Source organism: Sediminibacter sp. Hel_I_10 (genome assembly GCF_000688335.1).
GTDB lineage: Bacteria > Bacteroidota > Bacteroidia > Flavobacteriales > Flavobacteriaceae > Psychroserpens.
Window position 1 is genome coordinate 2,781,998 of record NZ_JHZX01000001.1, and the last position, 23,197, is coordinate 2,805,194.

32 protein-coding genes are annotated in these 23,197 nt (G+C 36.8%); 4 read left to right on the plus strand and 28 right to left on the minus strand.

The features are described 5' to 3' along the window. Positions 1–68 precede the first annotated feature (68 nt). Together P176_RS0112535 and P176_RS0112540 are read right to left on the minus strand one after the other, a co-directional pair. A complete protein-coding gene (locus tag P176_RS0112535; RefSeq protein WP_026755027.1) occupies positions 69–1,073 on the minus strand; it encodes a DUF6712 family protein in 1,005 nt (334 codons plus the stop codon). Beyond that, positions 1,074–2,435, minus strand: a complete 1,362-nt coding sequence (locus P176_RS0112540; protein ID WP_026755028.1) for a hypothetical protein — start codon at positions 2,433–2,435, stop codon at positions 1,074–1,076. A 692-nt stretch (positions 2,436–3,127) separates the two neighbouring features. Here P176_RS0112540 and P176_RS0112550 point away from each other — a divergent pair. Then, on the plus strand, positions 3,128–3,583 hold the full coding sequence (locus tag P176_RS0112550) for a hypothetical protein (protein WP_026755030.1): 456 nt from the start codon (positions 3,128–3,130) through the stop codon (positions 3,581–3,583). Between the two features lie 59 nt (positions 3,584–3,642). After that, on the plus strand, positions 3,643–3,867 hold the full coding sequence (locus P176_RS0112555) for a hypothetical protein (RefSeq protein WP_197022167.1): 225 nt from the start codon (positions 3,643–3,645) through the stop codon (positions 3,865–3,867). A gap of 181 nt (positions 3,868–4,048) precedes the next feature. Here P176_RS0112555 and P176_RS20420 read toward each other — a convergent pair whose 3' ends face one another. From P176_RS20420 to P176_RS0112610, 11 genes are all read right to left on the minus strand, one after another. Then, positions 4,049–4,213, minus strand: coding sequence for a hypothetical protein (locus tag P176_RS20420; RefSeq protein WP_156033046.1), 165 nt, complete (start codon positions 4,211–4,213; stop codon positions 4,049–4,051). Beyond that, a complete protein-coding gene (locus P176_RS0112565) occupies positions 4,210–4,611 on the minus strand; it encodes a hypothetical protein (RefSeq protein ID WP_026755032.1) in 402 nt (133 codons plus the stop codon). The genes P176_RS20420 and P176_RS0112565 overlap by 4 nt, the downstream gene beginning before the upstream one ends. Then, positions 4,598–5,182 carry a hypothetical protein gene (locus tag P176_RS0112570; protein WP_026755033.1) on the minus strand — a complete coding sequence of 195 codons (585 nt, stop codon included), beginning with the start codon at positions 5,180–5,182 and terminating at the stop codon, positions 4,598–4,600. Before P176_RS0112570 ends, P176_RS0112565 begins: the two co-directional genes overlap by 14 nt. 16 nt (positions 5,183–5,198) lie before the next feature. Then, complete coding sequence (locus P176_RS0112575; RefSeq protein WP_051605481.1) at positions 5,199–6,887, minus strand: hypothetical protein; 1,689 nt, start codon at positions 6,885–6,887, stop codon at positions 5,199–5,201. Then, positions 6,877–7,530: a hypothetical protein gene (locus P176_RS0112580; protein WP_051605482.1), complete on the minus strand. Its 654-nt coding sequence runs from the start codon at positions 7,528–7,530 to the stop codon at positions 6,877–6,879. Before P176_RS0112580 ends, P176_RS0112575 begins: the two co-directional genes overlap by 11 nt. After that, positions 7,514–7,849 carry a hypothetical protein gene (locus P176_RS0112585; RefSeq protein WP_026755036.1) on the minus strand — a complete coding sequence of 112 codons (336 nt, stop codon included), beginning with the start codon at positions 7,847–7,849 and terminating at the stop codon, positions 7,514–7,516. The genes P176_RS0112580 and P176_RS0112585 overlap by 17 nt, the downstream gene beginning before the upstream one ends. 1 nt (position 7,850) lies before the next feature. Further along, the gene (locus P176_RS19435) at positions 7,851–8,477 is read right to left on the minus strand and encodes a hypothetical protein (protein ID WP_051605483.1); all 627 of its coding nucleotides are present in this window, start codon (positions 8,475–8,477) and stop codon (positions 7,851–7,853) included. A gap of 3 nt (positions 8,478–8,480) precedes the next feature. Further along, positions 8,481–9,449 carry a hypothetical protein gene (locus P176_RS0112595; protein WP_026755037.1) on the minus strand — a complete coding sequence of 323 codons (969 nt, stop codon included), beginning with the start codon at positions 9,447–9,449 and terminating at the stop codon, positions 8,481–8,483. A 136-nt stretch (positions 9,450–9,585) separates the two neighbouring features. Beyond that, positions 9,586–10,404 carry a hypothetical protein gene (locus P176_RS0112600; protein WP_026755038.1) on the minus strand — a complete coding sequence of 273 codons (819 nt, stop codon included), beginning with the start codon at positions 10,402–10,404 and terminating at the stop codon, positions 9,586–9,588. Positions 10,405–10,459: 55 nt separating this feature from the next. Further along, on the minus strand, positions 10,460–12,622 hold the full coding sequence (locus P176_RS0112605) for a hypothetical protein (protein WP_026755039.1): 2,163 nt from the start codon (positions 12,620–12,622) through the stop codon (positions 10,460–10,462). A gap of 11 nt (positions 12,623–12,633) precedes the next feature. After that, entirely contained in the window at positions 12,634–13,548 is a 915-nt protein-coding gene (locus P176_RS0112610; RefSeq protein WP_026755040.1) for a S49 family peptidase, read from the minus strand. Between the two features lie 200 nt (positions 13,549–13,748). Between P176_RS0112610 and P176_RS0112615 the strand changes: the two genes are divergently transcribed. Together P176_RS0112615 and P176_RS0112620 are read left to right on the plus strand one after the other, a co-directional pair. Further along, on the plus strand, positions 13,749–14,111 hold the full coding sequence (locus P176_RS0112615) for a hypothetical protein (protein WP_026755041.1): 363 nt from the start codon (positions 13,749–13,751) through the stop codon (positions 14,109–14,111). Further along, entirely contained in the window at positions 14,111–14,425 is a 315-nt protein-coding gene (locus P176_RS0112620) for a helix-turn-helix transcriptional regulator (protein WP_026755042.1), read from the plus strand. Before P176_RS0112615 ends, P176_RS0112620 begins: the two co-directional genes overlap by 1 nt. On the opposite strand, the gene P176_RS0112625 is transcribed toward P176_RS0112620, so the two are convergent. The 15 genes from P176_RS0112625 to P176_RS0112690 form a co-directional block, all read right to left on the minus strand. After that, positions 14,422–14,955 (minus strand): hypothetical protein, encoded by a 534-nt coding sequence (locus tag P176_RS0112625; protein ID WP_037348928.1) that lies wholly within the window; start codon positions 14,953–14,955, stop codon positions 14,422–14,424. The genes P176_RS0112620 and P176_RS0112625 overlap by 4 nt on opposite strands. 10 nt (positions 14,956–14,965) lie before the next feature. After that, positions 14,966–15,430: a M15 family metallopeptidase gene (locus tag P176_RS0112630; RefSeq protein ID WP_037348929.1), complete on the minus strand. Its 465-nt coding sequence runs from the start codon at positions 15,428–15,430 to the stop codon at positions 14,966–14,968. Then, a complete protein-coding gene (locus tag P176_RS0112635) occupies positions 15,427–15,714 on the minus strand; it encodes a hypothetical protein (protein WP_026755045.1) in 288 nt (95 codons plus the stop codon). Before P176_RS0112635 ends, P176_RS0112630 begins: the two co-directional genes overlap by 4 nt. 15 nt (positions 15,715–15,729) lie before the next feature. Continuing rightward, positions 15,730–16,467, minus strand: a complete 738-nt coding sequence (locus P176_RS0112640) for a hypothetical protein (protein ID WP_026755046.1) — start codon at positions 16,465–16,467, stop codon at positions 15,730–15,732. Between the two features lie 147 nt (positions 16,468–16,614). Continuing rightward, positions 16,615–16,857, minus strand: a complete 243-nt coding sequence (locus tag P176_RS0112645; protein ID WP_026755047.1) for a hypothetical protein — start codon at positions 16,855–16,857, stop codon at positions 16,615–16,617. Positions 16,858–16,924: 67 nt separating this feature from the next. Continuing rightward, complete coding sequence (locus P176_RS0112650) at positions 16,925–17,494, minus strand: hypothetical protein (RefSeq protein WP_026755048.1); 570 nt, start codon at positions 17,492–17,494, stop codon at positions 16,925–16,927. A gap of 29 nt (positions 17,495–17,523) precedes the next feature. Continuing rightward, a complete protein-coding gene (locus tag P176_RS0112655) occupies positions 17,524–19,032 on the minus strand; it encodes a LamG-like jellyroll fold domain-containing protein (protein ID WP_026755049.1) in 1,509 nt (502 codons plus the stop codon). Beyond that, entirely contained in the window at positions 19,029–20,114 is a 1,086-nt protein-coding gene (locus tag P176_RS0112660) for a hypothetical protein (RefSeq protein ID WP_026755050.1), read from the minus strand. Before P176_RS0112660 ends, P176_RS0112655 begins: the two co-directional genes overlap by 4 nt. Before the next feature lie 2 nt (positions 20,115–20,116). Then, positions 20,117–20,617 carry a hypothetical protein gene (locus tag P176_RS0112665; protein WP_026755051.1) on the minus strand — a complete coding sequence of 167 codons (501 nt, stop codon included), beginning with the start codon at positions 20,615–20,617 and terminating at the stop codon, positions 20,117–20,119. Between the two features lie 686 nt (positions 20,618–21,303). After that, positions 21,304–21,453 carry a hypothetical protein gene (locus P176_RS20425; RefSeq protein WP_156033047.1) on the minus strand — a complete coding sequence of 50 codons (150 nt, stop codon included), beginning with the start codon at positions 21,451–21,453 and terminating at the stop codon, positions 21,304–21,306. A 4-nt stretch (positions 21,454–21,457) separates the two neighbouring features. After that, the gene (locus tag P176_RS0112675; protein WP_026755052.1) at positions 21,458–21,745 is read right to left on the minus strand and encodes a hypothetical protein; all 288 of its coding nucleotides are present in this window, start codon (positions 21,743–21,745) and stop codon (positions 21,458–21,460) included. Positions 21,746–21,757: 12 nt separating this feature from the next. Then, on the minus strand, positions 21,758–21,928 hold the full coding sequence (locus P176_RS20430; RefSeq protein ID WP_156033049.1) for a hypothetical protein: 171 nt from the start codon (positions 21,926–21,928) through the stop codon (positions 21,758–21,760). A 166-nt stretch (positions 21,929–22,094) separates the two neighbouring features. Then, on the minus strand, positions 22,095–22,301 hold the full coding sequence (locus tag P176_RS0112680; protein WP_156033051.1) for a hypothetical protein: 207 nt from the start codon (positions 22,299–22,301) through the stop codon (positions 22,095–22,097). Between the two features lie 127 nt (positions 22,302–22,428). After that, on the minus strand, positions 22,429–22,647 hold the full coding sequence (locus P176_RS0112685) for a hypothetical protein (protein WP_037348930.1): 219 nt from the start codon (positions 22,645–22,647) through the stop codon (positions 22,429–22,431). Positions 22,648–22,699: 52 nt separating this feature from the next. Then, on the minus strand, positions 22,700–23,197 hold the full coding sequence (locus P176_RS0112690; protein ID WP_156033053.1) for a hypothetical protein: 498 nt from the start codon (positions 23,195–23,197) through the stop codon (positions 22,700–22,702).

Consider the following 23,197-nt stretch of genomic DNA (forward strand, 5'->3'; position numbering starts at 1 on the left):
TTAGCTAGAATATATCTGCGCTTTAGCTTTTTGAACCATTTAATTATTGAGTTGATCAGAATCATTTTTTAGGTGTTTACAAAGGTGTCGTTTTCATCAAATCCATATGGATTGGATATTGTTGTTGTATCTGTGGCGGGTATAACAGCAGGAGGGAACATTTTTTTATAATGGCTCTCCACCTCCAGTAAGGAGTTGTCAGCATCTTTTTTAAATAAGTCTGCCACTTGTTTGATCTCTAAAAATTGAGGCACTTGACGCGCTTTAACCGTAGAACTGTCACTACGTATAGATTGCAAAATGCCTTCAGGAAATAAGTTTACCTGCAGTCTTGGCAATCCATAGGACAGCGAGGAATAAGACGAAGATTTTTGAATAAGAAAAATCATTTTCTTTTCGTCTGCAGACAATGTTTCCGGTTGCGCTTTCTTGGTCTTGAGACTTTCGTAAAGCTCTTGGCCAATTCTTGGTATAATTTCATGTGATTCGCACATACTTAACCCTGGGCGAAGCTTAATTAACAACAATCTTGACTCAAGGGTGTAGAATTGGCTGAAATCCTCTGTGGTACGCACAAATAACTCATGTGATTTTGTAAACGAGGTTGATGCCTTCCAAACATCAAAATTATTGTCCATATAATTAATGAGAACGTCAATAGCCTTGTAAGAGCGCTTTTGCAGGTTATCGTCATCACGCGCAAGCATCCACTCAAACGGTGTTTTCTCATCGTCTGATGAACGCATACGACGCCCATTTGGGGTATGCGCTAGATCTGAAGCAGAGGCGTGATCTACCCATGCCATTGAACCGATAGCGTATTTAAAATACCCTGTTAGCATTTCGTCTTGATAAGGCTCTGCAGCACCTTCTTCTCCTTCTTTGTTTAGATTTTTATTGACTATAAGTGCATCGTATGTAGATTGCCCAATTGTTTTAACGAGGTCATACGCGGCCGCGTCAAGATCTGGTTTGATTTTACGCAAGGCAATATCAGAATCGACAAAACCAAGTGTGTCCTTAAGGTCTGAAGCAAATGCCGTGTTTGATGATATGTCGAATGGTAGTTCCATCTAATTGTTTTTAATACGTTTTTTTTCTGAAACGTCCTCTTCTTTCTCTGGAGCCATATGATAGAAGCCTAGTTTAAAGTCCTTGCCTGGGAAGTTGAGCTTAAGTGCATAGTTAATGGCCTTCATTATGATTTGCTCTGGGATGTCGATACCCGTGAGTAGATAGTTCTTTAAAGCATAGAGCTGTTCGCTTCCGGAATCTGATCTTCCAGACTCTCCAGCTCCTCCAAGAGCAGGATGCATACCTACACCTGCAGCTACCATTCTATTAGCTTGATCACTTATGGATATTTGAGACGCAACAAAGTCTTTTATATTTTGCTTGATCTCTTTAATCTCCCAGCCTTCCTCAAATATCTTATGCCCCTCTACAGTTGCATACTTAATGGAGTGCCAGAATTTACCAGTGTTTTCTGCCCCCGATAATACTTTTGAAACCTGACGCAAATACTCGGTTTTATATTTGATTAAATCTGAGTCCTGGTACTTTTCTCCATTTTGTTCAGCTTTCTTTTCTAATTCACCCTTCTTTTCTTCCCAGAAACGGGCAGGAGATATCACATGATACTTTAAATTAATACTGTTTTTAGAGAGCGCTTTAAGTATCATTGGTATCGCCGAAGAACGCCTAACCCATTCTAAGGAGCCGTAGATGTCCGGAACCGTGTAATAATCTGAACAGAAACTGTACATGTTACTGTAAAGAATTGCATTGCGATATTGAAATGGATTGCGCATATCAAACAATGCGTAAACCTTATAATCTGTCACAGATACTACACGCTTAAAGGTCCAATCTGTAACGATACAATATTTAGGTTTTGGGTTTAATAACTGAAGATCGGTCGCAAGTCTTGAATCTTCTGGAGAACTATGCTCTAAAGAAGCCACAGAAGGTCTACCAACGCGCATGCCTTTAGCCATATTGAACTTGGTGAAGACACCCTCTATATTTGAAAAGTCTACAACTGCTTTGTTCAGGTAGTCTAAATACTCCCAACTATCTAGCCAGTCCTGTATCTCTTTATCCTGTACCCAATTGCGTTTGAGCGCATTATCTTCAATAACCTCAGTATACAACTGTGGTCCTTTACCCCATATCAATTGGCTCTTCTTTTTAAGAATGCCAGGAGCTATTGAATTGTTTTGAACAACATCCTTTATCACCTTTGGGAGATCGTTGTTAGTTCCATAAGGAAACACTCTGTAGTTGCCAATCAAGTACTCTTGATCTGTCCAGTCCAATGTTTCTTGAGCACTTCGATACTTATCGAAATCTCTTGGATTCTCAGCAGATTCAAACGTAAACGCTACGTCTTCAGTTTGAACTAGGGCGTTTCTACCATGATATTCTACAGTCATTCTAAAGTCGTTTGATTAATGCTTATTAATAATGGTATATAGAACATACCGGGCTTTTGAGTATCCAAGTCTGTATAAGCTACCAATGAGTTATGTTTCTTTGAATGTGTACTTGAATAACCTGTTCGCAGTATGGCTCGCTTAACAACTTTTAAGCCTCCACCTTCATCAATAGTTAGGTTGCATTTTATAAATGACAATTCAAAAGGAACATTCTGTTCAGATCTTAACCTCATTTGTTGTAATGCTTGGTAAACAGTCATACGCAATATTAAAACAGATGGAAAGTCTTTACCGTGACATGGTTTGATACTGTTGGACACACCACCAACCCTGTTGGATGGTGAGCACTAATACTGTTGGGTTTTGGGTCGCTCAATCATATATCTGAGGTTTTTTGAGGGGTGCAATTGCAAATACAACTCTCAGCGGGTCGGGGTCAACTAACGAACAACCAAACGCCTATAATTTTTTTATAGGCGTTTGTTTGCTGTTAGTCAGACGATTAGATTTTTTTAATGTTTCTAAGGACCATTTTTTTAATGGTTTTATATAAAAACTTGTAATTATTTAGAAAGGTTTTAAACTGAAAAATTAGTAACGAATTAAAGCAAATACACCTCAAAAAGGTTGTAAAATTTACGACTTTTTTGTATCTTTAAGTAAGTTAAATAATTAAAAATCAATTTATTATGAGTACACAGACACCAACAGCCAAAAAGGCAAACAACGAGAAAACAGCGCCAAAAGTAAAAGACGCTAAAAATTCAAAAACTCAAAAAGATGCGATTGCATCTAAGGAAGTTAAAAAAGAAGTTGATGCAGAAAAGCCTAAAAACTTGGATGAAGCAAAAGCGAAGATTTCTAAAATCTTAACGCCTAACGTCAACACTCGTATTAATAGGCTTGAAACCTTTCAAATTAAGGTAGACAAATTCAAAGCGGTAAGCGAAAAATACGACGAGTTAACCAATTTTATGGCGGGTAACGATAGCACAAATGCAAACATGAAATTTGCAAGCGCATCGAATTACGGTTTTACCCTTCGCAATCCTGTATTGATAGACAAAATTTTAGGGTTTGTTGAAGCTGAATTTTCGCAAATCGTAGAAAAGGCAGAAAATGAAGTTTTAGAATTCGAGATTTAAGAGGATGTTAAACAAATAGGCGACACGTTGCAGATGTCGCCTATTTTAAATTTATGACCATGAAAAACACAGCCACCAACAACGACAAAATTAACCCTTTTACGGTTAGTTACCAAGTTAAAGCCATACTTCACAAAAAAGGACTTTCCCAGGCTTTTAACTATGCGGATTATGAGTACTTCAAAATCAAATGCCGTAACGCTTTTAACAAGGCGCAAGCTATTGCAAATCTATTCATTGAGGAATATAGGGAGGAAAGTAATCTAAAGGATTATCAATTTTAAAAAACAGTATTGTAACCGTGGATGAATTTTGCTCTGTAGGGCTTTTGAGACGACCACGCTAAAAAAAACCTGAAAACGCCCGCCGTGTAATATGGTTTTGTGAGCCGAAAGCAAACGCGGATGCTTAATACATCACTATCCTAAGTGGCGATTTCTAAAAAAAAATCGCCCTTACGGGCGGTCATTGTTTCTTTTCTATTTTTCTTGAAAGCCAATCAACAATTTTCTCTAAAAAATCATATAAAAAACTTCTTTCAAAATCTCTTAAAACTGATAATTTCCATATTGCTATCTCAGGGAATAAAAACTCTTGTCTTCGTTTTTGTGTCAATATTGGTTTCTTCATTTTTCCAAGGTAATTACTTCTTGTTTTAAGATAATAAAAATTCCGTTTCTTTCAAAAGCTATACATCTGTAAAGGAAACCGTCTTCAATTAATTCATCTTGAACTAACTCACTTTTTTGGAAGTGCTCAATTTTAAGTTTTGGTAAATGTAAAGATTGATGTCTAGATTTTAAATTGAAAATTCTATCGAGAGGTGTTAAAGCTTTTTTACTAGAAAAATAAATTCTGTCATAAAAGTCTTTAGTTTCTTTTGTGAGATTATTAGTGCATTTGATTTTAATCCCAGGATTATAACTCTCAAATAAATGAAAAGAATTTCCTTTTAGCCCAGAATTAGCGTCTGCTAATTCAATAGAAGATCCATTTACAAACTTAATCGTTCCTTTATTTTTTGTCATAAGAAATATGACCTAATTTTAATAATAAATTGACTTGTTTTAAATTTCTTATCCCAATTCTAGAATAATCCTTTAAAATTATTCTAGTCTTTTCAATTTTGAGACCAGAAAGTTTCATGAAATCTAAAATCGATTCTTCTGTATAAGGGGTAATACAACTCAATGAAAATGTTGCAGTGTAAGGTAAACACTCTTCCGTAATAGTAACATCTCCGAAAGATTTTCCATCTGCTTTAATTGATAGTTCTTTTATAAGATATTTTTGAAAGGAAAAAGGTTCAAAAGGATTTTCCCTATTTTTTTCAATTTCTTCATTCCATTCTTTCCAATACTTTTTGAATTTTTTATCAGTATCTTTTCCTAGTGGATTAAGCTTATAACTTATTAGCTTTTTAACATTAGATATATTTCTATTCAGCCAATCAACGCTAGAAGATCCATGTCCATCCAGAAGCTTATCGCCGTTTAAGGTTTTAACATAAAACCAATAATTACCTTTATTAGCCGGTTTTCTTTGAAAGTCTAAACCTAATGAATTTAGCAATTCAATATTTTTTTTATACTCATCCATACCCAAATATAAGAAATCAAACAACACCCTCCAGACCTGCAGGTAGATTAATACGCTTGTACTTAACGAGCTTCGCCCATTCGTCTCTAAACAAAAGATATTTTCCGGCATCGCTAAAATTGGTGCTCTGCAGAGGGAGTTTTTTTAAGGCTAAAGCTTCAGAACTTTTGTCTTTATGAATTTCTGGGCTTCCTGTTCGTCTGTTTTTCTTTACCAAGATCTTTGAGAGTTCCATACTGCTCTTTAATTCTCTACATTGATATTCGTCAATTAAGAGCTGTGGTAATCCTGGTACCGTTTGCTGAAGTACTTGCTTCATAAAGAAATATTCCTCGCTCTGGTAAATAGTAGCCTGGCCTTTTGACATTAAGGTGACTTTCCAATTTGTACTGTTTCCGTTTTCGTCAAACTCAATGTTGTTTTTTACTTCTGTAGCCCAATCACGGCCACTACTTGCGTATTGGTTACCCGAACGGTCGTAATACATATAGAGTCGCTTATTTTGATGTGGCGCAAAGAAATCCCTAAATTTCTTACCAATCTCCTTACTGCTTTCTGGGATTAAGGTATAAAAGTTCTTTAGGCAATAGATTTTGTTACCGAAAGTTTGTGCCACAACCATACTAATCATCTTGCCAAAATCTACGCCGCACTCTAATGGCGCGTGTGGGTCTACATACCGAAGCATCAAACTTGTAAAATCTTCCTTATCCTTAATGCCGGTGCGCATGGCAATCTCATTCAAAATACCATCGCTATAAAAATGCTCTTGGCCGAGTCCGGTATAAAACTTATCTCCTTCCTCAAGAGAAGATTTAAAACTCAACACACTTTGCTTAAACTCTTCCCATCCAAGCGCATCCAGCTGGTCAATAATATATCCTGGTGTTAGGATATCCAAATTGACCAAACTACTTACTACGAGAAAAAACGTAGTGTCATATCTGGCGGTGTACCACCTGATCATCCAACGCTCTCTTTGCTTTACCAATTTTTTTAATGCAATACGATCTTTTTTGTCATAAGCCCTTTTAATCTTATGGTTAATGTCATTCAAGATACTGCCTGCCTGGTAAGCACGTTTTACTTTCTCCACGTCCATTTGATCACGGGTCTCCATGATCCAGTCGTGGTTCTTTTTAGAAATGTTTGGTAAATCTGTTGTAAAGGTTGTTCCTCTGTAAAAAGGCGAATAAGATACTTGCGAAAATCCACGTAGAGCAGGGTAGATGATGTCTACCACCTTTTTGTCATGATACTTCACTTCGTCCCCAAAGAGATGCTGAAAACTATCCCCTGCAAGTCCTGAAGGCTGATCTAAGCTTCCTAACTTAAATATAGCGCCGTTATGTATGGAAATTGTGTTTTTGTACCTGATAATAGGCGTATAGGGATGCTTGAAATGAGATGGAGGCCTTTCGTCATAAACATAATGCTTACCCTCAATCCATCCTTTGTACTCTCTCCAACCTTCAATGAGCTTTGGTATCACCTTATCTTTTGCATTTACAAAAGTATCTGCAACAAATCCTAATACACTCCTGGGCATATCATAAACAACATCCATTGAGCGATCTGCCTGAACATCTGTGGTTTTTGTGGTACCACGCCCGGCTATAAAACGCAAATGTTTAGGGGATATAAGATCTATGGCCTGCTTCACAGGGTTACCATATCGATATTCTACATTGTGATCATTCTTCATGTCTCGGATCTTCTCCAGGTTCTATAAATAATTTGAAAGGCAAACGTCCGGCCTCACGTTTAAGAACATCTTTTTCCATTTCGGTAAGCTCTTTATAACCGTCAATTGCTGCAGCAATTTCTCTACGATCGTATTTAACCATTCCAACATCTTCAGGATTTTGCGTATAAAGTTTAAATGGCCTATCAAATAATCCTTCAGGGAAATCTTCGATATCTGGTTGATCAAGCTGGCGAAACTTAAAGGCCTTCTCGCGCATCTTGCTTATTTTTTCCAAATCGTCAATGCCTTCAGATGCTAATCGTGCAATTGCAATATCCTGGTCCTGCTCATCGGCATACATATTTCTATAGGCTTGCTTTGAAATGGAGCTCTCCATGTAGAAATACTCAATGGTATCACAATAAATTTTGTTTGCTATATGCGGATCTAGATTATTGACCTTAACCAAATGGTTTATGATATGGTTTTTAGTGGCAAATTGACGATAGCGCAGTTTCATTGCTCTAACCTTTTCAAGAGCATCTAAATAATCAACGATATCTGCAGGAGCGTTTTCAAAATTGCCTGTCTCTACAAAATCATGGATATCATCCACGGTAATATGAGCAGGTACTTTAATATTTTTATATAGTTCCACCATAGACCTGGGATTTATAGTTTTCAAAATCTTTGATCTTACGTCGCTTCTCTATAGTTTGTGCCGCTGTAATATTTCCTGTCCTGGCGTTTTGGCTCAATTTATCATCAATTTCAAATTGAGACTCCAAACGCCCTCGCTGTATGGCCAACCATTCATCACTATCTTCAGTAGTGGCTTTAATTCTAAATTTGCTTTTAGATTGAGAGAGGTATATCGCCATTTCATCGTAACTGTAGTTTACAGAAGATAAACGCTCAATAGTTTCTAAATAGGAGCAGTCTGATAATTCTTTAGGTAGTTTTGGGGCTTCCTTTTTCATGTCAACTTTTTACAATTTCACCATTAATAGCTCTGTAGCGGATCTCGCTCTCTGTAAAGAGCTTCATTCTAAAATCAAACAAACCTTTGCTATTGGCAAAAATGTATTGTTCTAAACTTGCGTTTTCACTCCAGTTCCCCGAGCCCTCAATAATATAATTCGCTTCTTTTGTTTCTATAAGGCAAACTTTAGAGTGATTCCATCCAAACAACACATTTATATTAGCGTACTGTCTATTCACTGTGCTCAGTAGGTCACAGATCATCATATTCCGGCTTAACATCGTATCGCTAACCAAAAGCGTTATCTCATCCACCTTTCCAGTTTGATGAAGTTCTACCAATGCATTTATAACGCGCTTATTAATACTGTACGTTGTGGCCAACAAATGTTTGGCGCTCTGGTTCTCTAAAACCACAGGTATAAACGTAAATGCATTGAAGGACTTCTCACTTTGCAGAAAAAAGAACTCCTCGGCCTCTGGCAATCGAGTAAGTTCCTTTTTTATGCTAGAAACCTTTTGGTAATGGGCCAACAAATATTTAGAAACAAAACTTCCAGAAACCGACGCCTGCTCTATAGGAGTAGGCTTAGCATCTGGAAGTGAAAAGAACTTATTACGCTTCATATACTAGCTGATCTTAGCAATCCTTGTATCTACGAGCTCCAGTTCTTTTTTTGCGAGGTTAAGCTTGTCTGCAAATTTGGTTTTTGCATCTCCATCATCCATCTTCTCTAATTTTCCGTTGTCACGGCTTATATTGGCGCGCAGTGTTTTTTGACGTTGCGATAATTTAATGCCTGGTAATTCATCTACCTTTTTTTGTAGCATGGTCATTTCAAAAATGGGGTGCTTTCCAAGTATCTCACCTTCATTTTTATAGTAGTTCAGCTCGTCGTAGATATCTAGGTTCAATTCAAAGTTTTCTACGGAAACCTTAGCCAATTCAAAAATCTCATCTTCTGAAGCTCCAGCTTCTAAAAGTTTTTTGATTTCCTCACGTGAATCTTTAAACTTACCGTAAGCCGTCATTTTATCTGCCACTAAAACCTTAAGTTCGTCCGGACAATCGTCTGCAGATAAAAACGGAAATTCATCACGTAACTTTACGTTTTGCTTTACGTCTTCAGGCGCGTCTAAAAACGGATTTACAAAAGTTTCCTCTACTTTTTTATAATCTTGAATAAATTTAATAAGGTCCTCTTTTTTGCGAGACTCCAGCTCTACTTTTACAGCTTCAGAAATATCATTGGCCAGTGGCACAATTTCTTTGTGATAATTGGCAGTCTCAAGATCTATAGCGTTTATCGTTTCTTGAAGTTCTTGAGAAATATCTAGAACAATTTCTAAATCTTCAGCTTTACGCTCTTCTTTTTTGGCAGATCTGATGTCTGCCTCTGTAATGTGAAATAGCTTTTTTACATCATACTCCAGACTGTCTAAATTTTTGGGACTATAACCTCCGGCATTGTAAAATCTTTTTTGAAAGGGGGTAGCATCCTTATGATCTAAAAGGACCTGCAGCAGATCGTTAAAACGGACTTTTAAAGCAGCAATTAAAAAGATGGTCAACACCTTTTGTTTTAATGTAGTTTTCATACGTATGTATTATTAAGTTCTTAAGAAGTCACAATTTAAGAGCAATTGCATACGCTTACCGTGACATGGTTTGATACTAAAAAAGGCCCTGCAATACGCAGAGCCTTTTTAGACCAATTAAATAATTCAAATCATACTAAGCGGTTCTTTGACGCTCCACCAAGTATATAGTAGCGCCACCGTCAACAACTTCAAAAGAAATGGTTGCACCATCTAGAGCGGTCCATGTGGTACCCGAGCTCAAGATAACGGTAGCCACTGTTTTATCTCCTGCAGTTAATGTTGCAGGTGCTGCACCTCCAGAACCAATTAAGGTAATGGTATCGCCGTTTTCAAAATCAAAATCTGTAAGAGAGATCTCATCCGTTACATCTAAAGCTTCTACTTTAAATTGGTACCCTGAAGCTTTCAATAAATCTATTGAAACATCAGTTGCTGCAGGCGCTAATGTTGGTAAAACACCTCTATAATGACCAGGAACAAAGCGTGTGCCTTGTATTTGCTCAAAGGTTAAGGTGTGGCCAGTTTTGTCCTTATTGGCTTGAAAGTTATTTTTCAAACGCATTGGAGCACACTTAGTGCCATAGACACGAAGCTCGTTGCTTGTGCAGGTACCATAAATAACAATAAGGTCTACGCCGAGATTGTTTTGCGTAAACTCTGCAAATTCTAAATCATCGCCAGGGTGAGTAGCAATAAATTTTTGCATATACTGCTCAGCATCTACTTCTCCTGAAGTTTCATACGTTGCGTCTTGGTTAACGCCTGTCATGTACACGTTAGCTATTTTAGCGCCCGGCTTCAAAACATAATTACCAACCATTAAAACACCTTTGCTGTTTCTTATTGGCGATACGGAAATATCACTAGATCTTACGATATGGACATTTGGATCTTTTGGTACCGCGGCGCCTACGCCTGGTCCCGATATATTTACATCATCAAAAATATACATAATAAAAAAGATTAAACCTACCCCGAAATAATCGGGATAGGATTTTGGGTTATACTTAAGGGGCTATGGTTCTGGCAACTTCTGTCCAAACACCGTCAATCTTCACAAACGTGATATTATCGGCGGCATCTGCAAGTACAGCTTGAGCCGTAACCTCTATGTTTCCGGTAACGTCATTAATGGTCACTGTTCCACCAGCGCCACCGTTAACAGTGATTTCCTGACCTTCAAATCCTTCTGTAATACTGTCTAGAGTATCATTTGCACTTCCTTCAAAATCGAATGTAGCGCCTTCAGAAGCATCAATGCTATCAACATAGGTTGCGTCTTCTGGAGTACTTACTTGAGGAGCATTTGTTCTCTTGATTTCAGTCAATGAAGTATCACCATTAACCCTTAAGGTCAATGTACCGCCAGAATTTAAATTAAAATCAGCGTTTCCGGCTAACGTGATGTTTCCATCATCAGTAACTTTTCCTGATGCTGCAGTATTGCCAGTAATCTTAACGATTTGTCCAGGATAGGTGCCTTTGATGTTTTCAATATCTGTAGCCCATGCACTGTTTACTGAAATGTTGCTGTATGGTAAAGTAATTTCTCCGGTAGTATCGTCATAAAGGCTTACAGAAGTGTCATGAAGATAAGGAGGCATATTACACCAAACTGTCTGTACCTTAAACTCAGCAGGATCACCATCTTTGACCTTAGTACCAATATGTTTGAATCTTACACCAAACTTATAATCTCCAAAAATGTAGAGTAGTCTAATAAGCATTTCAAAATGTAGCAAAGATTTTTCTCCAGGTACATTTTCCATAAGCTCAATATTGTTTTCATCGGTAATTAACATGAAGTCAGACCCTTCAAAATCTCTTAACGGATAGAAACGAATGTTAGGATAATTTTCAATCTCCATCACATCGTCTTGAGCAAAATTGTTGTCCATACCAAAAAGCTGACGCTTTCTAGATTTATATTTTCTCATCCAGCTAGGAGACAAATACAAGTATAATCCTTCTTGGTTCTTATCCTCTTCCTTAAGGTTAGATTCAATAAAAGCAGGAATATAATCTACAATATTGGTAACTGTAGGATTGCCAATATTTGCAATCTTGAATTTTTTATCAATAAAATATGCTCTCCAAAGCTTAACAAGTATTCCTTCAGCTCTGTTTATTGCCCTACCAGGAATAGTTGCGTTTTCTGGAGTTTTGACATAAACACCATTAATTGCGACTCTACGGTCTTCTTGTCTCGCTTTCTTCATTAACTCAGAAATCAAGAATCTTACAAAACTCATTTTATAAGCTTGCGAACCTTCTTTATTATACTGGCTTAACCAGCTAGTCAACATTTCCTGTAAATAATAGCCTTGAAATTCAATATCAATTTGAGCAGGATATATCTGCGACTCTTCTGGCTGAATTAGTTGCTTGTTTTTAGCTAACCATCCCTTTTTTCTAGCTTGGGAAATCTCACCAGAAACAATATTGCCATCTGCAACTTTATCGTCTATATTGGTTCTAACGTTCCAATGAGAAGGTAAACCAAAATTATCTCTCTCCAAAGAGTTAAGATCTGCATTCGTTTCACGAACATACAAATCTGCATCATCATTCAGTTTTTGAACTTCAACTTTAGATAAGCCACTGATATCAAAGTTCTTGATTAGCCCTGCAGCCGCTTGGTTCCAACGTCTATCCTCAAACTTATCCCAGGCTTTACCTGAGCCTAAAAAATGCGTTTTACTGTGCATATCCTTAAGGTTTTTTCGATCGCCTGTAACTAAAGGCGAGTCGCCCTCTGGCTCTTTAAGCAGCTTCTCAATCATCTTGTCAGACTTTTTGATATGCTCGGTCAATCCGGTTAAAATTTCTTTCATCTCTGGGGTTTTGGCTTTTTTAGGATCTTCCAAAGCTTCCTCGGCATCTTCTTGAGATAAGCCGTGTGCTTTTAGCAAATCCATAGCCTCTTTTTTAAGGTCCACGAGCTGTTGATCTTCAACATCATCGTTTTGTCCTTTAGCTAAATCTTCTAGCTCTTTGTTCATTGCATCTACAACATCACTAAGCTTTACTTTTTCGCCTAATGCATCCTGTAACTGCTGCTGTTGCTGTTCGGTCAGGTTAATCTTTCCATCTTCGATCAAAGAGTCCGATTTAAACATAGCGGACATAATTTGAAAAAGCGCGAAAGCTCCTTTAAATGGGTTTTTCATTTTCTTTGGGTTTAATTATTACGGGTTAAATTGTATGCTTCTGCAAGAGCTTTGGCTACTTGCATTGCCTCTTTCATAGAGCCAACTCTATTGATCATGTTTAATCGCACAGCTTCCTCTGCGCCGAAGGTTCTGCCCGTTAATACGCCTTCCTCTTCTAATAGATTAGGATGTGCTGTTTTAACGGCTGCCTGAAATTTTTGAGCCATAGGGCTTAAATGCATATCTCTAAGCATTTGTTTTCCCTTTTCTTCATCTTCCTGAATGGCACGCCATATTTCATTTTTATGTGAAGACTCTTCCGGATAGACCTCATGAACTTTTACGCCCATTTCCTCGTAGTATTTTGTAGCGTCCATCCATGAGCTTACAACGCCAATACTTCCAAAGCGTGCTGATATATCATTATCGGCCATTTGAACATCTGCAATAGCATCTGGTATCCATCTGTGTAAAGACAAAGAGGCATCACAAATAGCCACAACTGGCTTTTTCTTACGTTTAGCAAAATCTATAAAAGGCGAAATAGCAGAAACAGCGCCTCCAGGACCATCTATATAAATAACAATAGCTGCTACGTTCTGTAAATTGTTTACAAAATCAAGTTGTGCAATAACTTCATTAGCCCCAAGCATCCACCAATTGCCATATTTCATCATAGGGCCAACACAGTTAATCTGTGCAATAGATCCTTCAGGAATTTCAGATACAGATCTTGGAGCAATGCGATTGTAATTATCGTCATAAAAAGAGAGAAGGCTTTCAGAGCGGTCAGTTTCTTTGCTTTCTGAAGCGTTATTTTGGGTCACTGTTTTGAAAAAATGACCTAATTGTAGGAGACCACTATGGCTAATAAGCCAATGGCCAGTCAAAATCTCATTTAAAACAGTGCGGTTATCCAGTAGTTTTACGGAAAACTTATTCATTTGGGTTGCTTTTGAACAAAAAAACAACTTGTAGGCATTTCTTACCGTGACATGGTTTTTAAGTATTTTCTTAAATTATTTAAAAAAATTATATCATTTATGATATAATTTAAAATAAAAGATGTATATTTGAATATCGAAAGCAATAAAGCTGGAAAACTAAAAGTCTCGCGCAGGACATTAAAATCGGCAAAATCATTATGACAACTTTATCAACTACAGTATTTAAAATCAACGGCCAATTCGACATCTACGCTTCTGAAAATACGGTGAGATATCAAAATTACTCTGATCTTGCAGAGGAAATGGGCTTAAATTGGAAAGAAATGTCAAAAAGAGCTCGTTCTAACTTTAGAAGAAAAAATCAAGAGAACATTAAGCCTATTGCTACCAATATTGAAGCTTTTCACATTACCGCAGAAGTTCCACAAATATTTGATGAACATCAGTTAAAGGAGGCTACTATACATCACCTTATTTTCCCGTCATCAAACACTATTTTTCTTAAATGCAAAAATGGAAAAACCGGTTACTCTACCTCTAATTTTTCAATAACAAAATAATGAACAACCAAGAAAACACAAACGAGCAGCAATGGAAGCTGCTCGTTCTTCTTTTAAAAGAAATAGCAATTGATAAACACGGCACAGGCTGGCAAACTCATTTAGCAGACAAAACTAAATTTGCACAAAGCAATATTAGTAGAATGTTCGGGCTAAAATACACGCCCTCTCTAAAAAATTACCTCATTATAGCCAAGGCTTTAGATGTCAATTTTTTCTTTGAGTCTAAAGATAGCGACACAGATCTAAACCAATGTTTTGAACGCGCCATGGAAGCGCTGGGGAGAAGGCCCGATAAATTGCCCAAAAACTAAGGCAAAAAACCAACCCGCTTCCGGAGGACCATGTAAGTGGCAATTATCAAAAGCAGTATCCAAAACCACGTCGGGATCCTGCTTATCCAGGTATTGGTTTCCCTAGAATTTAATTCTTGATCAATTTTTAATTGTTCTCCAGTACTCAAGCTATCCGCTTTTTTAATATTCTGATCAACAGCTTCTATCTCATTTTCTTCAGAAACTTTACTAGACTTAGAGTTTGAAATCTTTAAATTCTTAACGCCTGTAAACGTTTTTTTATAGCCGTTTTCAGTTTTTTCGGTTAAAACGGTAACATTGCTCGTGCTGTCTGCCTCAATTTCTACGATTTCATTCTCAAGGAGCTCAATGCTTTTTACCTTTTTTGCGCTCTTTTTTTTGAAATTAATTTCTTCAGAAGAAACCCTGGTTTTAAAAGCCTCCGATTTTAAAGTGCTTACGATCGACTGGCGCTCGACCGTTTTCTTTTTGACAGAGCAGCTGCTCATTAAGGCTAATATTACTAATACTAAAAGTTGAGTTTTCATATCTATATAATTAATTCTTGATTTGAAAATGCATCCAATCGTAATCTTTCTCAACTCCAAGACTGATAAAGCCATGTTTATAAAAAATATCGATCATGGGCTTGTATTCTGGCCTCGCAAATCTTGCTGTTCTCTTAGATTCTCTTAATTCATTACGTGCAGGATCTAAATCTATAGCAATACCCCAAGCGTGAGTAGACCAAGAGGAACCACCTCTCATTCTGCGATAATTAAAACATCCACCAAAAAGATCAATACCTAATCTTTTTATTTCTGCGAGACCATAATATTGGAGCAGATCTTCAAATACTGCAGTAAATTTATCTGCTAATAATTTATGACAACTCATCCTGGTCACAGTTACTTCCAAATCCCAAGCTAAACGCATAGGGTAAGGTAATTGTATCACCGTTAAATAGCCTTTTCCTGTCTCATTTGGCCTTCCGTATTTTGCAATAATTTGGTTTGTTGTCATCCTAATATATCTTTATTTGTGTTAGAATCTGCTGCTTGATTATTATCTCTTATTTTATCCCATACTGTCAGTGCACTTGTACCCCCGGAGAGCATTAAAAAGCCATAAAATACTTGTATAGCATATTGATTAACTGGCCTTTCTGTGAAGTAGTGAATCATTACTATCCAAAGACCAACAATTACAGCCATTACAAAAGAGAAAAACATGGTTAAGGACTTCCTGCTCCATTTACCGTGATGGTTCTTGAGCGTATCATTTATGATTTGGTTTAAAAAATTCATGTTATCGTAGGTTTTTTATTCGCGTCGTTTTACAAATCTTTTAAAGTCCTGAACGAGCTTTAGGGCATTAAATGACTCATCATTGGTTAGTGGCTTATCAAAGCTGAAACTGACAAAATACCACTCCTTACTGCTGTATTTAACACAGGACCATGCTAAGGATTTGGTACCCAACATCCTCATGCGCTCTTTAGAATCGCCGTAGTTGATCATTGGCCACTTCGTAACATCATCAATTGCGGCATACTCATTGTTCTTTACCATTTTTGCCAGATAAAAATAGCCGCCATGTAGCTTGGTAGATTCCTGGTAATCAAATTCAATATCACGACTACTAGAGATCATTACCAAAAAATAGGGACGATCGGTATCTCCCTCTCTAATGATTTCGCCTTGGTTATGAAGCTTCCAATATGTAACGTGGTTGCAGTTTGGGATTTGATACTTGAGCCTTAGGCACTCCTCTTTAATTTCGGCAGCTCTTGCCTGAGCGGATGAATCTCGCATTTTTTGGAGGAAATCTTCATTTTCTAAAACAATTTCACCCTGCTCCCTGTTTAATTTTTGCACTGCAGGGATGTCTATTTTTTGATCTCTAATTTCATGAAGTTCTTGACTAAGAAAATTGAACTGCTTAAGAAAAATGAAAACAATTACTGCTATTAATATAATATAGAAGGCATTGGCTTTATCTCTTGTAGAGATGTCTTTAAAAAAGCCGAGAAAGCTTTCTGTTACTTTTCCGAAGTCCATGTAATGAGTAGGTATTAGGTTAATTTGGGTTTCAAGTCGAGGGATTTGAATGGATTAACTAATCAATATCTACTGTTTATGAATTAAAAAAGGAGCGGGTCCCAGTTGGCACTTAACCGCTTAAAGAAAAAGCCAACACCGCTCCTTTTATTTATGTTTATTGTTACGCAACCATTTCACTAAACGGCTTTTAAATATCTCCAGCATCACCGCGTGATATTTGGTCATCTCCAAATCGTCATATTTTTCACTTACCTCATGTGCTGCAGCAGCATCAACTATGCAGAGATGAAACGCCATAAACCGCTGAAGCCAATCACTGCGCCATACTTTTTTAGTATTATTGAGATGGTCAGCATATTCGGCTGTGGCTTTTTCGTCTTGGGTCATGATCTATGGCATACAATAAGGGAATTCAAACTTAACCCTTAGACCATTTTTTTACCGTGACATGGTTTTAAAGAGAATTGAAATATTTGGCGCGATTGCCAGTTTGGTTTTGAATCTTATGAAGTGAGTGATTCTTTTGTATCGCCCTGTAGTAGCGGCGTATTAATGCCATAGGATCGGTTTCGGTTTCGTAAAGATCATGTTCTACCATAAATTTGTCTACGCCTTCATGCACCAAACTTTTTGAAGGATTACTATTTTTAGAATAGCCTTTTACAAACTCAACCAAGGCCGTATCGTAGATACTGTCTAAATAATTATTGATGACGATCACATCTTCCGGCAAGAGCTGCAGCACCGATATTGAGGTTTGGTATTTTTCATGAAATTCCCCAGAGGCTTCCTGGTTCTCAATGATTTTTAAAAACAAACTGTAGCCAGTTACTTTTTCAATATTGGCCAGCTTCGCTTTTGTCTTAAAGACCGTAATGAGCTGTCCAAGAACTGAAGATTTTACCACCTTGGCCAACTTTACCTTTTTGTCTTCATAAACTGCGTGATCATCTGCGTATAGCTCCTTGTACAGAAACGATACTAAATGCGGACGAATGTTGCAGGTTATGAGTTCTTGGGGCATGGGTTAAATATTTTATTTTATTGCTTTTATCATACCAAATGTTCATTTTCAGTTAATAGTCTTGTTGTTATTGCTATAATTTCTGAAGAAGAAAGTTTTTTTCTAAAAATAGCTTCTAAGTTTATAAACCCGTTTAAACTAAAATTTGTCAATGTTGCAAATTTTCCGAAATTTAATGCTGCCCCTGTATTACTCATAGCCACATAATTTCCTGTTTCTAAACCAGTTCCTAAAATTTCAGAAGCATTAGAGTAAACTTTTAAGCCCGTAATAGATCCTGAGCCATCATAAGTAAACGCCAAAACATACCATGTGTCAACTATAGGCGTAAATGAAACAGTATAATCAATTCTGTTTGAAAAATTACCTCCAGAAACAACTCTAAATAACAATGTGTTGTTAGTATAAAAACCCTCGTACTCCCTATCTGATAATGATTTAGAAAAAAGAATACTATTGCTTACTTGCGTAAATTTCACTAGTACTACAAAAGAGAAAGGCTGATCTACGGTTGCATTTCCAAAAGTTAAACTATTAGCATCTGGAACACTGATTACACTTGTATTTCCAGCTGTAAAATTAGCGCAATTACCTATTAATCCAGCAGTATAAGAAATTGCAGTATCTGCACCGTTATTACCATTAACTATATCCTTAGAATTTCCGTTAAAATTCCAATAATTGTAAATTGCTCCAGCTTCATAGTTTTCATTCGCATTAGTTATTGCTGTTAATGGAATTGAAAAACTTTCTGAAACATTACCCATAACATCAACAGCAATAACCTTTACTGTATAACTGGTTGATGGGGTTAAATTATTTATAAAAACACTATTAGTTTCAGTAATATTGTAATAATTTCCGTTTACAAATACGACATAAATATCTATGTCATTTATATGTAAATTAGCATCCCAATTTATTTTCAATGCAGTTGCAAAAGCTTCCTCTATGGCAAGATTATTAACTACAGAAGGAGAAGTAAATTCATTTGAATATCTAATGTTCCTTACCGATAAAGCTGTAATTATATCTTGATCTGGAGACCCCGCATTGTTTGTTTGGTTGTTTAAATTAGTGTATAGATATTTTAATCTGGTATTTGTAAAACAATTATCATTTGCAGAACTTAATCCAATTGGCGTAAGTATAGGAAAAGAAACAACATCTATGGTTCTCACATTTCCTGCATTTTGTAAAAAAACTTGATTCGCAATAGAGGTAATGCTTGGAAACAATGCCAATTTGAGATTATTTGTAATAGAAAAAGCCTGAGAACCTAAAGAAGTCACCTTTCCTTGAAGATCTAAATAATAAGTTAGTGGGTTGCTACCAAATCCAACTGTGTTTATAGTGTAATTTACACCTATATAACAACTCATATTATTATTAGCATCTATCGTTAAATTTTTAATGTCGTCAATAGATAGACTTGTAGATGAAGCTAAGGAAGCGGCAGAAATACCAGTACCACCAATAAATGTATTGGGTTCAATGTCATTAACCTGAGAAGCTATATGGTGCATTACATTACTCATACAGTCAATGGTGTATTAGAAATGTTACATCTAAATTTTAAGGTACTGCCAGCTTTCCAATAGCGTATGGCATAAAATGCACGCTGTGTTTGGTCCCGCTCACCAACGGTATTAGTGACGTTTAGCGTTCCATCTTCAGTAATCGTAAAGTTTCCGGTAACGTAAAGGCCAACGTCATCGTAACGGTTATCTCCTAAAGTTGGAGGTGTAAATGTTAGAGATCCGTTAGCTGTGAAATTTACGTCTGCATGGCCATAAGTGTTAAAGTCAATAGTTACTGCTCCAGAGGCATTGTTGTTTGTAAAGGATAACTTTTCTTCTGGGACAGTATTATTAACTGGCTCAGACGAGCTGGCCACCAAATCAAAATCGGTACCATCTACAGCAGTATTTCCAGATCCAAGAATTATAGGCAGATTTCCTGTGTATTTATAGGTTTGAGAGTCTCCGTTTCTAACGCAGGTAAAATAGTATTCTGTACCATCATCTGCGAGATTCTCCCAACTTACAGTTTCAGGATCTAAGGCATTGATGTAAGCTTGGATGGTTGCACTACCAATATCGTCTAGATCAATATATTGGTCATTTTCGTTAAGCGTGCCAATGATGCGCTCATACCCGTTTTCAATAAGATCGGTATAAATGATGGCGCCGTGCGTAGATCCGGTACCATGGGTACCCTCTAAATTGTTTTTTCTGAAACGATAGCGTTTTTCTACAGATTTTACCTGACCATTGATGGTCCGTTTTACATAGGCACTGATCATAACAGACCTCCCTGCAGTAATGGTAAAGCCTATAGTATTTATGTGCGCGGCCAATTCGGTACCTTGAGTGTTCGCTCCAGAAGTTAAAGCAATGGCTCCAGCTCCAAAGTAAATAAGTTCTTCTGCGGGAGTGGTGGAAGGCGTCGCCGCTTCACCACCAATATTTTCTCTAAGCCAATTTAAGGCCTGGAGCATGGTATTGAATTCTTCAGCAATGACTTTAAAACTAGGATCTACATTTGCTAAAAGCTGAAGCTTCTCCCAAGAGTCCTGTTTAACAGATATATCTAATGGAAACGGATCATTTACTGGCATAACTATAAGTTGTAAAAGTTAATTGGGATATCTTCAGAGATCTGCGCGTCAAAACTCCCATTTGTAAACCCTAAAGGCAACATGGCCTCATAAGCGTAAGTTACTTGAGTAATTTTCTCATTGCTGGAGTGCGATACTTTTGGTGCGCTGTTTTGATAATAATCATTTCTGCCAAAAAAAAACACCATACCAGTACTCAGTTTTACGTAGAGATAGCGCACTTTGAGATACTCGGTAATGCGTTTGGCCCGTAAAGGATCATTACTAGGAAACTGAAGCTGGAGCTTATGGGTGTAGATCTGGCCCGCTCTGGAATCTTTACTGGACTCTGAAATACTAATTTTTGAAGGCGTAGTATAGGCTTTTGAAGGCGCAGAATCCTGAACAATCGTATTATAAAAGGATTGCAAACTCGGTTGTATTGAAGGTGTGGCCACTGCAGAAAGATCAATTTCTACTCCGCAAATATTTGGTAATACTAATACTTTAGGCTCTAAATCCACAGCAGTTCAAGATTTTAACCAAATATAGGAAAATTACAATAAGTAAACTAAAGTTTACATAATGTAAAAAAACAGCGTCCAAATATGATATATGACGTTTTTGGATAAAAAAAGTTCAAGCGAGTTAAAAAACTGATTATCAAATATATAATACTTGAACTTCTTGAACTATCCCCTTTTTTCTTGAACTCCCTTTTTGCGGTTCAAGAAGTTCAAGATTTTTAAGTTAGAGTTCAAGATATATAATGTATTGATTACTAATACTATATATACTATACTACTATAAATCTTGAACTATGGAACTGTTTAACGGTACAAAATATATTTTCTTAATTTTTTTATTACAAAAAGGGCGCGGGATTTTTTAAAAAATTTCAATCAAAGATCAAAGAGGGTTGACAGATCTGAAGCTCGCGGACCAGGACGGCCACTCCAAAGATGAGATCACCGACCGGCGGCCTAATCTGGACGCATTTAATTAGCGACCAACAACGGATGGCCACGTAGCCATAAACGTAAAAACCACGACCTGGAGAGATCGTGGTTTGGGGTTGGAGATGGACTTGATTACAACAGCGTGTAAAATTCATTAAAACGAAATTTTACACAGGTGTTATATACAATATGCCTGCCAACGCTTTTTGCCCACGCGCACAGTAAAGAGTGGCAGAAAAAGCCACACATTACTATTTTACCCGACCAATACTCATCGAATTTGAGTCTATATTTACAATCACTTTTGCATTAAAGCTTTCTATAGCAGTTAAAAAATCGCTCATTGTTTTTACGTTTCCCTGCTCAAGCCCAACCATATTTATATTTACAGTAATTTCCATAAGTTTAAATATCAATTCTAATTCCATTTTTACCACTATGATAAATATGTACCATTTTACTTTGGAGTTTTCCTTTTTTAGTTTTTAAGTTCTCAACCCAAATAACATTAGTTCTTTCTGGTTGGTAACCTTCGCAAGAAATTTCAATATTAGATAAATAGCCTTTAGAGCCATTAAAATTCACACTAAACTTGTTTCCTGTTTCCCTATAACCAATCGAGCAAATAGCCTGTACTATATGCAAGTCTTCAATCATTGGTAATTTAAATTTCATTAATAATTGTTCTTTCATCTTATTTAGTTTTTAGTTAATTTCAAATATTTCAACTGATATGTAATTGCTGTCAAAAAAGATACAACTGTGGCTTACTTCGTATAGCGTTTTATTTATCCACATCAATGTTCCTTTAGGTGGAAATATTGGGTAATCTAATTCCTGTAATATTTCATCTTCTAATTCAAATCTTGTTTTCATTCTTTAAGTTTTAGTTTGTTTATTACCGCAAACAGTTTTCCCGAAAAAGGTCAAACACTTTGCTACACTTTATAATTGCCAACGCTAGCATACTGTAAATAACACGTTGTAAAATTCATCCTCGTACCTCGCACGAAATCTTACAACTATTCGTTGTGCGTAATGGCTACCGAAGTTCACTATACGGAGTTTCGTTCTTTTCTAATAACACACCTTCAAGTGGTTGCCAATCTTTCTGACAAACATTATGCGTTCCACCAGAGTAATCACCCTGAAGTTCAACCTCTTTTTCTCGAATACCAACCACTTTCATTTGTTCTTTACCCCAATAAATATCTTTGTGGTAAACTTTTTGTCCTAATTTTAAATCCATTTTCTTTGTTTTAAACCGCCACATACGCACAACAAAGTGTATATGCCATGCAGCGAAAGCTAGTGCCGTAATTCAGTCGTTAGTGGTTTGCACGGCACATACACAAACCGTTGTGCGCAATACAACTTTATTGCTTTTTAAGAAACTTAGTAGCAAAGCAGCCGCTAAAACCTTCTAGAAATACAACATCTTGTTTGCTTCGGTCTTTATAGCTATCGGTTTTACAAGTCCGTATCACACCTGCGTTTTTAGGATTATCAGCTTCAATACAATCAAACATTACTACTTTGTCGCCTTTAGTTAAGGTTTTAGTTTGGTTCTCGTTTATAAATGTGTCATTTGTCATAAGGCTTGGGCTAATTTTGATATTTCGTCTTTTTTTTCAATTATTTTAATAATTAAGAATATACGGGCTCCTGGCGATTGGAAGTCAATAAATGGTTGGCGCAACGGCCACAACAGCTGGAGTGTATTTTTTTGGACCCGTAATACACATCACATGGGCTGTGATAAAATTTACCTTGGCAACAATCACAACTAAACGTCCCGTAATCTGCGTGGAAACTGTGCTGCATGAAATGTAAATGAATGCGGTAGTTGGACTCAAAAGCTAAACGGCGCTCTTTTTTGCGCTCAGCTCGTCTCGCTTTATATTGTTCTGCAGTTTGCTCAAACCACTCCCTGCCTTCACCAAATTTACCGCCTATTTTAATCCTGAATGCCAAATTATATGCCCTCATCTCGAAAGCTCTGTACATCTTGTAAGTGTCATAGTGTTTGTCTATACTATCTGATGTTCGGGCTTTGTTCCATTTTTTATTATAAAATTCAGCCTTTTTGTTGATGCTTTCCCAAAGTTGTGTTGCTCTGGAAAGCTTGATTTCTGTTGAAGTCAT

Coding starts and splice junctions, on each gene's coding strand:
- P176_RS0112635 (WP_026755045.1), bottom strand. CDS start 15,714: ATGAATTTTTTAAACCAAATCATAAATGATACGCTCAAGAACCATCAC.
- P176_RS0112605 (WP_026755039.1), bottom strand. CDS start 12,622: ATGAAAAACCCATTTAAAGGAGCTTTCGCGCTTTTTCAAATTATGTCC.
- P176_RS0112655 (WP_026755049.1), bottom strand. CDS start 19,032: ATGAGTAATGTAATGCACCATATAGCTTCTCAGGTTAATGACATTGAA.
- P176_RS0112690 (WP_156033053.1), bottom strand. CDS start 23,197: ATGACTTCAACAGAAATCAAGCTTTCCAGAGCAACACAACTTTGGGAA.
- P176_RS0112535 (WP_026755027.1), bottom strand. CDS start 1,073: ATGGAACTACCATTCGACATATCATCAAACACGGCATTTGCTTCAGAC.
- P176_RS0112675 (WP_026755052.1), bottom strand. CDS start 21,745: ATGAAAGAACAATTATTAATGAAATTTAAATTACCAATGATTGAAGAC.
- P176_RS0112550 (WP_026755030.1), top strand. CDS start 3,128: ATGAGTACACAGACACCAACAGCCAAAAAGGCAAACAACGAGAAAACA.
- P176_RS0112580 (WP_051605482.1), bottom strand. CDS start 7,530: ATGGTGGAACTATATAAAAATATTAAAGTACCTGCTCATATTACCGTG.
- P176_RS0112540 (WP_026755028.1), bottom strand. CDS start 2,435: ATGACTGTAGAATATCATGGTAGAAACGCCCTAGTTCAAACTGAAGAC.
- P176_RS0112630 (WP_037348929.1), bottom strand. CDS start 15,430: ATGACAACAAACCAAATTATTGCAAAATACGGAAGGCCAAATGAGACA.
- P176_RS0112595 (WP_026755037.1), bottom strand. CDS start 9,449: ATGAAAACTACATTAAAACAAAAGGTGTTGACCATCTTTTTAATTGCT.
- P176_RS0112660 (WP_026755050.1), bottom strand. CDS start 20,114: ATGCCAGTAAATGATCCGTTTCCATTAGATATATCTGTTAAACAGGAC.
- P176_RS0112600 (WP_026755038.1), bottom strand. CDS start 10,404: ATGTATATTTTTGATGATGTAAATATATCGGGACCAGGCGTAGGCGCC.
- P176_RS0112610 (WP_026755040.1), bottom strand. CDS start 13,548: ATGAATAAGTTTTCCGTAAAACTACTGGATAACCGCACTGTTTTAAAT.
- P176_RS0112585 (WP_026755036.1), bottom strand. CDS start 7,849: ATGAAAAAGGAAGCCCCAAAACTACCTAAAGAATTATCAGACTGCTCC.
- P176_RS20425 (WP_156033047.1), bottom strand. CDS start 21,453: ATGGAAATTACTGTAAATATAAATATGGTTGGGCTTGAGCAGGGAAAC.
- P176_RS20430 (WP_156033049.1), bottom strand. CDS start 21,928: ATGAAAACAAGATTTGAATTAGAAGATGAAATATTACAGGAATTAGAT.
- P176_RS0112565 (WP_026755032.1), bottom strand. CDS start 4,611: ATGACAAAAAATAAAGGAACGATTAAGTTTGTAAATGGATCTTCTATT.
- P176_RS0112640 (WP_026755046.1), bottom strand. CDS start 16,467: ATGGACTTCGGAAAAGTAACAGAAAGCTTTCTCGGCTTTTTTAAAGAC.
- P176_RS0112570 (WP_026755033.1), bottom strand. CDS start 5,182: ATGGATGAGTATAAAAAAAATATTGAATTGCTAAATTCATTAGGTTTA.
- P176_RS0112575 (WP_051605481.1), bottom strand. CDS start 6,887: ATGAAGAATGATCACAATGTAGAATATCGATATGGTAACCCTGTGAAG.
- P176_RS0112645 (WP_026755047.1), bottom strand. CDS start 16,857: ATGACCCAAGACGAAAAAGCCACAGCCGAATATGCTGACCATCTCAAT.
- P176_RS20420 (WP_156033046.1), bottom strand. CDS start 4,213: ATGAAGAAACCAATATTGACACAAAAACGAAGACAAGAGTTTTTATTC.
- P176_RS0112685 (WP_037348930.1), bottom strand. CDS start 22,647: ATGACAAATGACACATTTATAAACGAGAACCAAACTAAAACCTTAACT.
- P176_RS0112620 (WP_026755042.1), top strand. CDS start 14,111: ATGAACAACCAAGAAAACACAAACGAGCAGCAATGGAAGCTGCTCGTT.
- P176_RS0112625 (WP_037348928.1), bottom strand. CDS start 14,955: ATGAAAACTCAACTTTTAGTATTAGTAATATTAGCCTTAATGAGCAGC.
- P176_RS0112680 (WP_156033051.1), bottom strand. CDS start 22,301: ATGGATTTAAAATTAGGACAAAAAGTTTACCACAAAGATATTTATTGG.
- P176_RS0112555 (WP_197022167.1), top strand. CDS start 3,643: ATGAAAAACACAGCCACCAACAACGACAAAATTAACCCTTTTACGGTT.
- P176_RS0112650 (WP_026755048.1), bottom strand. CDS start 17,494: ATGCCCCAAGAACTCATAACCTGCAACATTCGTCCGCATTTAGTATCG.
- P176_RS19435 (WP_051605483.1), bottom strand. CDS start 8,477: ATGAAGCGTAATAAGTTCTTTTCACTTCCAGATGCTAAGCCTACTCCT.
- P176_RS0112615 (WP_026755041.1), top strand. CDS start 13,749: ATGACAACTTTATCAACTACAGTATTTAAAATCAACGGCCAATTCGAC.